Annotated in this window: 11 protein-coding genes; 3 read left to right on the top strand and 8 right to left on the bottom strand. The window is 53.5% G+C overall.

The features are described from left to right. Position 1 precedes the first annotated feature (1 nt). On the bottom strand, positions 2–1249 hold the full coding sequence (locus DPO_RS14505) for an O-acetylhomoserine aminocarboxypropyltransferase/cysteine synthase family protein (protein ID WP_006966804.1): 1248 nt from the start codon (positions 1247–1249) through the stop codon (positions 2–4). A gap of 141 nt (positions 1250–1390) precedes the next feature. On the opposite strand from DPO_RS14505, the gene DPO_RS14500 reads away from it, so the two are divergent. Together DPO_RS14500 and DPO_RS14495 are read left to right on the top strand one after the other, a co-directional pair. Next, the gene (locus DPO_RS14500; RefSeq protein ID WP_006966803.1) at positions 1391–2491 is read left to right on the top strand and encodes a lipid II:glycine glycyltransferase FemX; all 1101 of its coding nucleotides are present in this window, start codon (positions 1391–1393) and stop codon (positions 2489–2491) included. Between the two features lie 106 nt (positions 2492–2597). Further along, on the top strand, positions 2598–3320 hold the full coding sequence (locus tag DPO_RS14495) for an enoyl-CoA hydratase/isomerase family protein (RefSeq protein WP_006966802.1): 723 nt from the start codon (positions 2598–2600) through the stop codon (positions 3318–3320). Between the two features lie 183 nt (positions 3321–3503). On the opposite strand, the gene DPO_RS14485 is transcribed toward DPO_RS14495, so the two are convergent. The 3 genes from DPO_RS14485 to DPO_RS14475 all read right to left on the bottom strand — a co-directional run bounded on the left by DPO_RS14485 (position 3504) and on the right by DPO_RS14475 (position 8166). Beyond that, the gene (locus DPO_RS14485) at positions 3504–5150 is read right to left on the bottom strand and encodes a fatty acid--CoA ligase (RefSeq protein WP_006966801.1); all 1647 of its coding nucleotides are present in this window, start codon (positions 5148–5150) and stop codon (positions 3504–3506) included. A 113-nt stretch (positions 5151–5263) separates the two neighbouring features. Then, positions 5264–5935 carry a response regulator transcription factor gene (locus DPO_RS14480; protein ID WP_006966800.1) on the bottom strand — a complete coding sequence of 224 codons (672 nt, stop codon included), beginning with the start codon at positions 5933–5935 and terminating at the stop codon, positions 5264–5266. A 2-nt stretch (positions 5936–5937) separates the two neighbouring features. Beyond that, positions 5938–8166, bottom strand: a complete 2229-nt coding sequence (locus tag DPO_RS14475; RefSeq protein WP_006966799.1) for a cache domain-containing protein — start codon at positions 8164–8166, stop codon at positions 5938–5940. A 319-nt stretch (positions 8167–8485) separates the two neighbouring features. Here DPO_RS14475 and rlmN point away from each other — a divergent pair, with 319 nt between their 5' ends. Beyond that, on the top strand, positions 8486–9508 hold the full coding sequence (gene rlmN / locus DPO_RS14470; protein ID WP_006966798.1) for a 23S rRNA (adenine(2503)-C(2))-methyltransferase RlmN: 1023 nt from the start codon (positions 8486–8488) through the stop codon (positions 9506–9508). A gap of 11 nt (positions 9509–9519) precedes the next feature. Here rlmN and DPO_RS14465 read toward each other — a convergent pair whose 3' ends face one another. From DPO_RS14465 to DPO_RS14450, 4 genes are all read right to left on the bottom strand, one after another. Then, a complete protein-coding gene (locus tag DPO_RS14465) occupies positions 9520–11253 on the bottom strand; it encodes a YcaO-like family protein (protein ID WP_006966797.1) in 1734 nt (577 codons plus the stop codon). A gap of 80 nt (positions 11254–11333) precedes the next feature. Continuing rightward, on the bottom strand, positions 11334–11765 hold the full coding sequence (locus DPO_RS14460) for an MOSC domain-containing protein (protein WP_006966796.1): 432 nt from the start codon (positions 11763–11765) through the stop codon (positions 11334–11336). 71 nt (positions 11766–11836) lie between these two features. Next, positions 11837–12190, bottom strand: a complete 354-nt coding sequence (locus tag DPO_RS14455; RefSeq protein ID WP_006966795.1) for an anti-sigma factor — start codon at positions 12188–12190, stop codon at positions 11837–11839. Positions 12191–12193: 3 nt separating this feature from the next. Continuing rightward, entirely contained in the window at positions 12194–12769 is a 576-nt protein-coding gene (locus DPO_RS14450; protein WP_006966794.1) for a sigma-70 family RNA polymerase sigma factor, read from the bottom strand. Positions 12770–12815 lie beyond the last annotated feature (46 nt).

Below are 12815 nucleotides of genomic sequence, written 5' to 3'. Positions count from 1 at the left end.
GTCACACCGTTTCAAGGGCCGCCGAAAGATCACCGCAGATATCATCGATGTGCTCGATGCCCACGGAGAACCGCAGCAGACAGGGATCAGCCAGCCGGTCTTTCAACTCCCGGGGAAACGATACATACTGGGACGAGTAGGGGTGGATAATCAGGGTTTTGCAATCACCTAAATTGGCCAGGTTCAGGATCAGGGACAGATTGTCCACCAGCCGGAAACAGGCATCCTGGTCTGCCAGGCCAAAGGTCAGCATGGTGCCGAATCCTTTACCGCCAAATTGCTTTCTGGCCATCCCATGGCAGGGATGGTCGGGAAATCCCACAAAGTTGACCCATGTCACTTTGGGGTGGTCCCTTAAAAACGTTGCTGCCTGAACGGCGTTGGTCATGTGCCGTTCCATGCGCACCCCCATGGTGGACAGGCCCAGCACCGTCAGAAACGAGTGAAACGGGGCTGCTGTGGTGCCGAAATTGACATGGTGTTCCTTGAACAGGCGGTGGAGGAACGCCAGGTTGCCTTTCTGTTCCACAAACGGGGCAAAATCGGCAAACCGGTCCGTGTTCCAGTCAAAGTTTCCGGCATCCACCACCACGCCCCCTAAGGCGGCGCCATGGCCTGAAAAATATTTGGTGGTGGAGTGCACCACGATATCGGCTCCCAGCTCGATGGGCCGGCACAACCACGGGGAGGACAGGGTGTTGTCCACCATCAGTGGCACCCCTTTGTCATGGGCCAAATCCGCGATCTGTTTGAGGTCCGGGATTTCCATGCCCGGGTTGGTGATGGTTTCCATATAGATGAACCGGGTCTTGTCCGTGATCTGTGCGGCAATATCCTCCAGGTTCAACGGATCGGCCAGGCGCACGGTGATGCCGTATTTTTTGAAGATATTGGTGAACAGGGCATAGGTGGACATGAACAAAGAAGATGAAGCCACAAATTCATCGCCGGCCCGCAGAAGTGTCATGCAGGCGTTGCTGATGGCGGCCATGCCCGACGCCGTGACCACGGAGGCTTGTCCTGATTCCAGAGAGGCCAGGCGTTCCTCCAGGAACCGGTTGGTGGGGTTGGTCAGGCGCATGTAGATATGGTCGGACCGCTCTCCGGCAAAGGTTTGGCCCAGATCGGCGGCCGTGTCATGAAAATGGGCTGCGGTCTGGAAAATGGGCGGCAATGTGGCCCCTTCCCAGTCATGGTCTTTGATCCCTTCGTGAATGGCCCGGGTATCAAAATGAAGTGGTTGATTCATGGTTTCCTCATCACAGGTTGGTCATGGATTGAAAAAAAAATTAATATCACCTTGTGGTATTTAAATGTCAAGATTTAATTGTTACTCTCTGTGCCGCGCAATTAAAGATGAAACAAAAATGACATAACAAGGTGACCATGAATGCAGTTGTCCGTGACACCCAAAAAAGTGACCCATCTGTTGCCCACAGATATTATTTTTCAAACTGAATACTGGGCAGAAGTCAAAGCCCGGCTGGGTTGGCAGCCGTGTGCCTATGACATCGAGGACCAGGAGTCTGGAAAAGATATGCTGGTGCTGTTCAAACCGTTGAAAGACGGGATCTATGCCGCATATATTCCCCAGGGACCTGAATTCGGGCCTTGCCGGGAAAACTATGGGTCGTATCTTGAATCGTTGTCCGAGTCTATTATGGATCAGATGAATTCAGATGTGGCATTCATTCGATATGACCTTCCCTGGGAGTCGCCTTACACAGACATTCTGGATCAGAATCCGGCCCATGAGGTTCCCGAAGAAAGAATCCGGGAAATCCGCATGAATTTCGGAACCAGGCGCTGGAATTTCAGAAAAACGCCCGTGGACATGACCGTGGCGGATTCATACATCATCGACATCGATGGTACCGAAGACAGGATGCTGTCACGCATGAAAAGCAAAACACGGTACAACATCCGACTGGCCGCCAGAAAAGGGGTGAGGGTGCATGTCGCTTCCACCAGAGCGCTGCCGGTTTTTCACCGGCTTCACCTGGAAACCGCCAAACGGAAAGGGTTTCTGGTCAGGGAGTATCCCTATTTTGAAACCCTGTTTGCTTCACAAAAAGAAAATGTCGATCCCTGTGAGGTCAAGCTGATGCTGGCGGTTCACGGCAAAGATGTTCTGGCCGGGGCCATTGTCGCCATCACAAAACAAACCGCGTATTTTCTGTATGGGGCATCTGCCATGACAAAACGGAATTTCATGGCCAGTTATGCCCTGCACTGGGAAACGATCCGATATGCCAAATCCCAGAACTGCAAAATCTATGATATGGGGGCTGTCTCTCCGGCCTGTTTTCCGGACCATCCTTTTTTCGGGCTGTACCGGTTCAAAACCGGGTTCGGAGGAAGGGTCGCTCACCGGGCCGGTTCCTGGGATTACCCCATCGATCCGGACGTATACGCAACCTTTCGGAACTGGGAGGAGATCAACCGGGGCGGGTGCGGGAACGGACCGTTTTACAAGGGATCGCAAAACTGATTCATGAAAAGATCTTGATGTCAGGGCGTACACCATATAAATAGAATCATCGGCTGCATGGTGCGGCCGGTGAATGTAACTTTAACCACACAAGGAGCAAGACGATATGCCGGTGGTGACATGGAAAAAAGACAACCGAACGGCGGTGTTGACAATGTGCAACGGACCCAACCGGATGAACCGGATATTTTCTCAAGAATTGAACGCCTGTCTGGATCAGATCGAGGAGGATGCCGATGTCCGGGCTGTGGTCCTGACATCGACAGATGAAAAGAACTTTTCCCAGGGCATCGATGTGGAATGGATCGGCAAAAAGATCCAGGACAAAGACCATGACACGGTCAAGGCGTTCATGTATGACATGAACCGGATCTTCAAGCGCCTGCTGCTGTTTCCCGTGCCCGTGGTCGCGGCCATCAACGGCCATGCATTCGGCAATGGTGCCATTGTTTCCTGTGCCTGTGATTTCAGGTTCATGAAAAAGGACCGAGGGTTTTTCTGCTTTCCCGAAGTGGATGTGGGGATTCCGTTTTTGCCCGGTATGGTGGCGTTTGTGCGCAAGGCCGTGCCGGAACCGCTGTTCAACCGGATGATTCTGTCGGGTCAGCGTATGACGGCCCAGGAACTTGAAGCAAATGGAGTGATCGTCAAGGCCTGCGACGACCAGGATCACCTCATGACCGAGGCCCTGGCCTTTGCCGCGGCGTTTGACAAAAAACGGGGCATTTTCAAGGAATTGAAACAGCGCATGCACAAAGACCTGATAAAGGTCCTGGATGATGAAGATCCCGTGTATATCGAGCCCATCAACCTGTTTGTGGCGGATTGATCCAGGGATTGAAACGGGCTGAAAAAGGCGGCTGGATCAGCTGACTGAACCGGACAGTTGAACCCGCCGGCTGAGCCGGAAAATAAAACCGGACAATAAATCCGGACAGCGGATTTCCAGGTGCGGCCCAAGGCTGTCGGCCCCACCTGGAAATCAACCGGTTCAACCGTCAGGCTGCCGGGATCATTGGTACTGGGACCGGATATCTTTTTTGCTGATTTTTCCCACAGATGTCTTGGGGATGTCCGCATCCAGAATGATCCGGGTCGGAACCCCGTACTTGGGAATCTGCCCTTTTTCCACAAATCCCATGCAGTGGTCCTGGATATCTTTTTCACTGACTTTGCCACGGAACGCGTCCTTGATCACCACCATGGCAAGCGGCCGTTCCCCCCATTTGTCATCGGCAACCCCCACCACGGCCACTTCACTGACGGCCTCATGCCGGCTGATGATATCTTCCAGCTCCAGGGATGAGATCCATTCCCCGCCGGTCTTGATCACATCCTTGAGCCGGTCCGTGATCCTAAGATACCCGTGGGCATCGATGACACCGATGTCGCCTGTGTGAAGCCAGCCGTCGGCCCACAGTTCCTCGCTTTTTTCTTCGGATTTGATGTATCCCTGGGTCAGCCAGGGCGCCCTGACCACCACCTCGCCCGCGGTTTTGCCGTCATGGGGCAGTGCATTGCCCTTCATGTCCACGATTTTCATCTGGACATGGGGAATCGGCAGGCCCGTCATGCACCGGATGGCCACCTGTTCATCCTGATCCGTTTCCATGAGATGGGGCTTGATCATGGCCAGGCTCAGCACGGGACAGGTTTCGGACATGCCGTACCCCGTATACAGGTTGATACCGTGTTTCAACGCCTGGGCGCACAATCCCCTGGACAAAGCCGACCCGCCGATGATCACCTTCCACCCGGTCAGATCCACCTGGTTGATGGCAGGACTTGTGACCAGCATGTTCATGATGGTGGGCACGCAGTGGGAATAGGTGACGTTTTCCGTGAGAATGAGCTTGAGCAGCATTTCCGGTTCATACCGGCCCGGATACACCTGTTTGGCCCCCAGCAGCGTCATCAGATACGGCATGCCCCAGGCATGGACATGGAACATCGGGGTCATGGGCATGTACACGTCATTGGATGTGATGTTGGCCTGGTGGGCATAGCCGCACAGCACGGACAGGGTCGCATAGGTGTGCAGAACAATCTGGCGGTGGCTGAAAAACACCCCTTTGGGCATGCCTGTGGTGCCGGTGGTGTAAAACGTGGTGGCCATGGTGTTTTCGTCAAACTCGGCAAATTCATATTCCGCAGGCGTTTCAGCCATGAGGGCTTCATATTCTCCGGCAAAGTCAAGATCCGATTCCGGGATTTCTCCGGTATCAGACAGCACCACCACTTTTTTCACGGTGTTAAACCGGTCTTTCACGGATGCCAGAAGCGGCACAAATTCCGTGTTCACCAGGATCACGTCATCTTCGGCATGGTTGATGGTGTATATGAGCTGTTCCGGGGTCAGCCGGATGTTGATGGTGTGCAGTACGGCCCCCATCATGGGCACGGCAAAAAAACATTCCAGATACCGGTGGGAATCCCAGTCCATGACGGCCACGGTGTCTCCGGGGCGAACGCCTAAGTTTTCCAGCATGGCAGCCAGCTGTTTGACCCGCTGGCTGAAGGTTTTGTAGGTATACCGGTGCTGGTCCCGGTATACGATCTCCTGGTCCGGGGAATAGATCAACGGCGTGTCCAGCAGGTTCTTGATAAGCAATGGATAGGCATGGGCACTGGGTGTGGGAGTGATCAGTCTGGTTTTCATGAAGCCTCCTTGGTATGTGATGTTTTAATGAAAAAACCGATGGATTGTATTCATAGACCGGTTTTCAAAAAAATAAAATAGGGGGGATACCCAAAAGGGTGTAGGGGAAATGCCTACAGGCGGTCAAAAGGGTCCATGTGCCCGGTTTCCACCCAGATCACGGCATGCCGGAGCAGCTCCCGGGCGGTTTTCAGATTCAGTTTTTCCTTGATGCGTTCCTGGTAGGTGCCCACGGTTTTGATGCTGAGGTTCAGCTGCACGGCGATCTGCTTGGAGGAAAGTCCCAGGCCGATCAGCCTGAAGATCTGAAGTTCCCTGTCTGAAATCCGTTTCAAAGGGGATTCATGGGCCGTGGCCGGCTGGTTCTGGTAGATGGTCAAAAGATGATTCATGATTTTCCGGCTGACGTGAATGTGTCCGGCCATGATGTTGCGGATGGCTTCCACCACGGATTCCGAAGCTTCCTGTTTCATGATGTACCCTTTGGCACCGGCCTGAAGGCAGCGTTCCGCATGCAGGGATTCATCGTGCATGGACAGGACCAGGGCGGCACAGGAGGGGAATCGGTCATGGATCTCTTTGATCAGATCCACGCCCGTGCTGTTCTTTAAAGACAGATCCACGATGACCAGATCCGGTTTCAAAGACTGGATCAGGCCGATGGCGGTGTCCACATCTTCGGCTTCACCGCAGACCTGCATATCCGGCTCATGATCGATCATGTCCTTGATTCCCATCCGGAAAATGGGGTGATCTTCAACGATGAGAATGGCAATTTTTTTCATGGTCAGGCGTTCCTGTCAAAAGGATGTCGGGCAATCTCCAGGGTGACCCGGGTACCGCTGGGTGACATGGGTTCAAAGGCCAGGGTGGCACGGATGCGGGCAGCCCGCCAGGTCATGATCCGGATCCCCATACCCCGGGTTTTGGTTGAAAAATCAAATCCGTTGCCGTTGTCAAAGATTTCCATGCGGATGTTTTCTGAATCCCGGGTCAGAACCATGTCGATCCGGGTGGCCTGGGCATGTTTGACGGCATTGTGCACGGCTTCATGAACAATGTAATAGGCATGGGTGGCTTCGGTATCATCGGTAAAAGGGGGCTGATCCAGTTGCCAGTCCAGGAAGCAGGCAATGGAAAACACTTCCCGGACATAGTCGGCAAGGGATGCCAGAGACACATCAAATCCCCGGTCCGCCAGGTTGACCGGCTCAAGCCCCCGGGACAGGGTCCGTGTTTTGTGAATGGCGTCCTGAACAACGGCTCTGATTTTTTTTGTCCGCCCGATTTCCCCGGCCAGGGTGTCTCGGGCCGGGGCGTTGTCAAGATGCTGATGCAGCATCTTGACCATGACCTCGATACCGATGAGCTGGGGGCACAAATCATCATGCAGGGACATGGCAATGTTCTGACGTTCCCGGAGACCGATTTTTAAAATTTCCTGTTCCAGGCGCCGGGCGTCTGTTATATCTTCCATGGCTGCCAGAAGACAGGCTTCTCCCCAGACCATCACCCGCTCGGCGGAAATGATCCCCTGGCGGCGTTCTTTGGCACGGTTCCAAAAAACGATCTCTTTGTTTTTCACAGGCCGGCGCTCCCTGATTTCCGTGAACAGCCACCGCCCTTCCTGACGGGGGGTGAAAAAATCAAGGGTGAGAATTTCTCTGCCCAGAAGATCCATCAGGCTGTAGCCCGTGATGTTCAGGAAACTGTCATTGGCGTTGATGATCCGGCTGTCGGACAGCACGGCAATGAACATGCCGGCCGGGTTGCTGCGAAACGCTTTGGAAAACATTTCGTCGGACAGGCGCAGGGCCTGCTCGTTTTTTTTCCGCATACGGATTTCCGATTCCAGCTTCCGGCGGGATACATCCAGCTTGTCCATGAACCGGTTGAAATATCCGGCCAGCTGCCCGATTTCATCCGTGGTGGTCACGGGCATTCGCACGGAAAAATCACCGGCCGCGCCCTGGTCAAACCGTTTCATCAACGACTGCAAAGGCGTGATGACCGACCGGTTCACCCACAGGTAAGATCCTGTTATCAAAAGAAAAATAAGGGCCACAATTCCCATGACAATGGATGAGACCGTGTTCAAAGGGGCATAGATCTCGTCCAGGTAGCTGGCCGATGCCACAATCCAGTCATATTCCGGGATATAGTTGAAGATCACCAGTTTTTCCCGGGCCTCGGCTTCGTCGGGATTTTTCCAGGAATATACAGCCTTTCCGCTCTTTTTTTCACACAGGTCCCGGACAAAATACCGGCCGTCTTTGTCCTGGGCATCCAAGTAATTGCCGGTCATGAACGGATGAACGATCAGGTTTCCGGATGAATCGTGGATGTATGCGTATCCCGTCTTTCCAAAACTCAGTTCCAGGATACTTTTTCTGAAATCAGAGATCTCGATCAAATGTCTGAACTCTTCCCGGTAGGTGGATACGGCAATGATCCAGTCCCAGGGTGCAAAATAGCTCATGTACATGGCCTTGGGCTTCATGACGTCTTCTTCCGGGTTTTTCCAGTCATATTCCAGGTATCCGGTTTTCATGCGGATCATCTCCCGGACAAACGACCGGTCCATGAACCGCTTGCCGGTCACCCCGGGATTGGGGTGTTCTGCTGCAATGCCTTGGGTGTTGGCACAGAAAATATAGCCGGTCCTGCCGATGGTCTGGCTGAACAGGATTTTTTTGCACAGATCTTTGGCCTCATGTTCCGTGATTTTTCCCTGTTCAAACTCCTGATACACTGCCTGGATGATTTCCAGGTTTTTTTCCGCCACGGCCCGCAAATGATTTTTAATGGAGGTGGATGCGGCCGTGCGCACCATATGGCGGATCCCGGCCGTGGCATTGGTGAGTTCGCTTTCAATATGGGTTTCAATGGTGGTCTGGACCCGGGAGAGGATGAAGCCGCCGCCCGCCAGCACGGCGATGATGATCACCAAAGTGTGACCCCCCAGCAGCTTGGTCCGGATGTTGAGATTTTTTGACCATTGGAAAATTGATTTCATATCCGCTGTAATACGACAGTGTCCGGCCGGGGTCAACCGGTTTTCCAGGGAAGGTCTGTGCGCCAGAAAAGTGACGTGTTCGGCAGAGTGCCGTCCCCGGAGGGGTGGCTCACTGCCGGCCTGGAATCCACGGAGTGGCTCCGACAGTCCGTCAGCAAGCCACCCCTCCGGGGACTCCGCTGTGCAGAAAACCCGGGATCCGGATGAAACATGTTCAGGTTGACAGGCGGTGTCCGCTGGGATAGATTTCCCAAAACCCAAAACCCAAAACCCAAAACCCAAAACCCAAAACCCAAAACCCAAAAAATATGCATTTTTGATGAATATACTGGCATTGACCCTGAATCAGCTGGTCCGCATCTTTGAAACCGATTATGGCAAAGGCCGGTTTCATGCCCGGGCCCTGTACAGAGAAATATTTAAACACGGCAACACTGTGCCGTTCAAGGCGCCGGAGTTTGCCGTATCTGGTGCCCTGGCCCGATCCCTTGAACAGGCCCTGGTGCTGGCACCGGGAAAAGTGGTGGATATCTTTGAAGAAGGGGATTTGACCAAATTCATCACCCGGCTGTCCGACGGTCGAAAAATTGAATCTGTCATCGTTCCCATGAACCGGTACAACACCCTGTGCGTGTCCACCCAGGTGGGGTGCCGCATGGGATGTACCTTTTGCGAAACCGGGCGCATGGGGTTGAAGCGGCACCTGGCCGTGCATGAAATCACAGGCCAGCTCTTCAATGCCCGGTATACACTGAAAAAACCGGTGAAAAACATCGTGTTCATGGGCATGGGAGAACCGCTGGACAATTTTGAATTCGTCATGGCCGCCGTTCATATCATGAATGAACAGCAGGGGTTTGACATCGCGTTGCGGCACATGACTCTTTCCACGGCCGGCCTGGTGCCGGGCATTGAAAAACTGGCCAAACAGAACCTGCCGGGCATCCGCCTGGCTGTTTCCATCAATGCCCCGGACAACGAGACAAGATCCCGGCTGATGCCGGTGAACCGGGCCTGGCCCCTGGAAACCCTCAAAACCGCCCTGTCACGGTTTCCCCTGCCCCATAAAGGCACATTTTTGTTTGAATACATTCTCATCAAAGGAGTGAATGACTCCCCGGCTCACGCGGAACAGCTCGCGGCATTCATCCATCCTCTCCCGGTCCGTCTCAACCTGATCCCCTGCAATCCTGTGCCGGGATTGGGATTTGAAAGTCCTTCCGATGAACAGATGAACCAATTTTCCCAGCACCTGGTGAAACAGGGCATATTTGTGATCCGCCGCTGGAGCAAGGGCCGGTCCGTGTCTGCCGGATGCGGCCAGCTGGGGCGTTCCCGATAAAAGCGGTTTCTTCAGCTTTTATCCTTCAGTTTCTGAATATTGTCCCTGGCAAACTCAATGGTGGGATCGATTTCCAAAGCCATTTCATAGAATTTGACGGCCAGGGCCGGTTCTCCCAGTTCCCGGTAGTTGGAGCCGATATTGGCATAGTTGATGGCCTGGGACGGATCGATTTCCAGGGCCTGTTCAAAGCAGGTGATGGCTTTGTGGTGGTTTTTTTGCAGAAAATGGCACACCCCCATGGTGTTGAGCAGGTCCGGGCGCTGGTCGTCCACGGCCAGGCCCCGGGTGCAGATTTCCACAGCCCGGTCATACTGGCCCAGATCCTTGAGGCAGGCCCCCATGTGGGAACAGATGTCCGGCCGGTTCAGCCGGGCCGGTTCCCTGTCCATGGCTGCTTCAAATTCCTCCAGGGCGGTGGGATATTCTCCGATGGCGTTGTATACCAGGCCTTTGTAGAAACGGGTGTAATATTTGTCCGGCAAAGCCGTTTCCAGGGCCTCCAGCCGGTCCAGGGCCTGGATGGGGTCCAGGGTTTCAATGATGAGCCGGGCCGTGAACATGCCCACGCTGGCGGATACGGCCCGTTCCCGGAAATGGGCCCCGGGAATGATGGTGTAAAAAGCCGGAATGTCCAGGTCCGGGTGCCGGGTGTCAATGGCCAGGATCTGAAAGTCTTTTTTCTTCAGGGCGGAAATCAGGTTTTCCACTTCCACCCGGATGTTGGGGTCTGACAGATCCGGCAGGTCGGCCAGGGTTACCAGGGTATCGGGTTGGGTGATCAAAGCGGCATCTTCGATGCGGGTGAATTTGGGAAGGCCCGATGCTTCGTAATTGGACCCGGTATTGAAATCTCCGGCCAGCTGGGCCACTTCCGTCAGGGCCCGGCTCATGGCTTTCTGGGGGTCGGGCGAGGTGCCCGCGGTCCACACGATCTCGCTTTTTTCCGGGAATGTGGCAGGATCCCAGGCCAGTACTGCAATGGTGGGGATGCCCGTGTCCAGGGAAAAATCAGACGCATGAATCTGGATCCCGCATTTTTTGTATTTGGCCAGCATCTCTTTGACCAGGGGATCGGTGAATGTGTCGGTGCGGATCCCCGGTACATGAAGATTCCCGTGGCTCACCCGTGATGAGGTATGCCGTTCCACCAGTTCGCAAATGCCCTGGATCAGGGCTTCTTCATTGCAGTTGCCGGCACACGGGCCGTTAAACTCATTGATCATGTAAAACCAGTTGAACGGGATCAGTACCTCTTTTTCCAGGGTCAGGTTATACCCTCGGGTCCATTGCAGGGTGAGATCGTCGAATATATGCTTGATTTTCAAAGCGTCTTCTTTGGTATCATGCACGGATCGGATGATCTGGTCAAAAGGAAGCGCGGTGTCGTCCAGGTCTTTGGGCCGGGCTTTAAAAAAACGGGTGGGGTCTTTGACAAAGGAAAAAAAACTGAACCGTTCCGCCAGTTCCATGACCGCACTGGCTTCGGACTGGGCCGGGGTCCCGCCCTTTCCCATCTGTTTGTTGGTGCCGATAACTTTTCTGGCATGGGCCCCGCACTCACTGAAAAACACGGGAATATCCAAACGGCCGTTGTCAATGCGCCGGGTCCGGTTCAAAATATCCAGTCCGGCTTCAGCGGCTTTGTTTTTGAACTGTGCCACGGTTTTTTCCGGAGAGATGATTTTGTCCTGGTCATAGGTGTAGCCTTTGACCGCATCTTTAAGTTCGATTTTATATGTCATGAAAGTCGGTTTCCTGGTTCAGGGTTGAATGGATGGATGCCGGTGATAAAAGCCTGGGCCGGAGTTGATCCGGATATCGGTCATTCCATAAGATTGATCTCATCGCCCACGCGGATGGTGCCGCCGGTCAGAATTTTTGCAAACACGCCTTGTTTAGGCATGATGCAGTCGCCGGTGCGGTAATAGATGGCGCATTTTTTATGGCATTGTTTGCCGATCTGGGTGATCTCTACCAGGGCCGTGTCCCCTAAGCGGACTTTTTGCCCGATTGTCTGGGATTTCCAGTCAATACCGGTGGTGGCGATGTTTTCGGCAAAATCCCCGAAAGTCAGGACAAATTCCGGGGTGCTGGCGGCATCAATGCTTTCAGACGCCAGAAAACTGAGCTGCCGGTGCCAGTCCCCGGCATGGGCATCCCCCTGGATGCCGTGGTTTTCCAGAAGTTCTGCCTGGTCGACACATTGTTTGACCGTACCTTTTTTTTTGCTGACGGCAATGGAAACAATTTTCACGGGGATTCCTTTGTGTTTTCAGGTTGTGGTGGCATATCAAAGGGACATATATCACATTGTGGCAGTCAGTTTCAATGCCTGAGTTGTTTTTGAATGGATTTTTTCATCAGTGCTGTTTTGTCTGTGTCATTTTTGAAAAAAGGGTCAGTCGATTTCACGGGTGGCGATTGGACATGTCCGGGCAAATCCATGGGCGGGTGGGAATGATTGAACTGATCCAGGCAGTCGTCAATGGTTTCAGCCAGGCCCGCCGGCAGGTTGTGGGGTGTAAACGCCTGCTGGATCGCGGACTCCAGGCAGACGTCCAGAGAAAAGAGCTGTCGGCATGCCGGGCAGGACGTCAGATGGTCTATCACTTCCGGATTTTCCGGCATTCCCCGGCCGGTATGGGTTTTCATCCACTGTAAAAATGTATCGCAGTTCATGGGTCAGGTCGATTCCGTTTCAAGATGGATCTGAAAGATGTGCCGGCGGTCCTGCAACTGGTCGAGCAGTATGGTTTTCAACCGTTCCCTGGCCCGGTTCAGCCGGGACATCACCGTGCCCATGGGGATATCCAGGGCAGCGGCGATCTCTTTGTACGGCATATCTTGCATGTAATACAGGGTCAAGACGTCTTTGAATTTCACCGGCAGCGCATCAATGGCCTGATTCACCAGCCGGGTGTCTGCGGCCAGGGCCAGCCGGTCGTCTGTATCGATTTTTTCCACACAGGATTTGAGATGCTCAATGTAATCGGTTTGTTGCTGCTGGTGTTTCTCAGTATTTGTCCGGCATGTTTTCAGAAAATTGTTGCGCAGAATTTTCAGCAGCCAGGGTTTGATCCGGTCCGGATCCTTGAGTTGATAAAAATATTTAAAAGCCATCAGATAGGTTTCCTGAACAAGGTCATGGGCATCAAACGCATTGCCGGTATATTTGAGAGCCACGTTATACACCAGTGACATATGCGGATATGCCAGCGTTTTAAACCGGTGGTTGGTTTTATTTGTTTCAGATTTCATGTCATCATCATCCTGACCTTGCCTCCATGGCATTTAAGATAATCAG

This window comes from Desulfotignum phosphitoxidans DSM 13687 (assembly GCF_000350545.1).
Taxonomy (GTDB): Bacteria; Desulfobacterota; Desulfobacteria; order Desulfobacterales; family Desulfobacteraceae; genus Desulfotignum; species Desulfotignum phosphitoxidans.
Note: the sequence above shows the minus strand (reverse complement) of the source record. Positions and strands in the feature narration are given on the sequence as shown.

What these genes read in the sequence shown, in the direction of transcription:
- DPO_RS14505 (WP_006966804.1), bottom strand. Translation starts at nt 1,249, where the DNA reads ATGAATCAACCACTTCATTTTGATACCCGGGCCATTCACGAAGGGATC.
- DPO_RS14485 (WP_006966801.1), bottom strand. Translation starts at nt 5,150, where the DNA reads ATGAAAACCAGACTGATCACTCCCACACCCAGTGCCCATGCCTATCCA.
- DPO_RS14480 (WP_006966800.1), bottom strand. Translation starts at nt 5,935, where the DNA reads ATGAAAAAAATTGCCATTCTCATCGTTGAAGATCACCCCATTTTCCGG.
- rlmN (WP_006966798.1), top strand. Translation starts at nt 8,486, where the DNA reads ATGAATATACTGGCATTGACCCTGAATCAGCTGGTCCGCATCTTTGAA.
- DPO_RS14495 (WP_006966802.1), top strand. Translation starts at nt 2,598, where the DNA reads ATGCCGGTGGTGACATGGAAAAAAGACAACCGAACGGCGGTGTTGACA.
- DPO_RS14455 (WP_006966795.1), bottom strand. Translation starts at nt 12,190, where the DNA reads ATGAACTGCGATACATTTTTACAGTGGATGAAAACCCATACCGGCCGG.
- DPO_RS14500 (WP_006966803.1), top strand. Translation starts at nt 1,391, where the DNA reads ATGCAGTTGTCCGTGACACCCAAAAAAGTGACCCATCTGTTGCCCACA.
- DPO_RS14465 (WP_006966797.1), bottom strand. Translation starts at nt 11,253, where the DNA reads ATGACATATAAAATCGAACTTAAAGATGCGGTCAAAGGCTACACCTAT.
- DPO_RS14450 (WP_006966794.1), bottom strand. Translation starts at nt 12,769, where the DNA reads ATGAAATCTGAAACAAATAAAACCAACCACCGGTTTAAAACGCTGGCA.
- DPO_RS14475 (WP_006966799.1), bottom strand. Translation starts at nt 8,166, where the DNA reads ATGAAATCAATTTTCCAATGGTCAAAAAATCTCAACATCCGGACCAAG.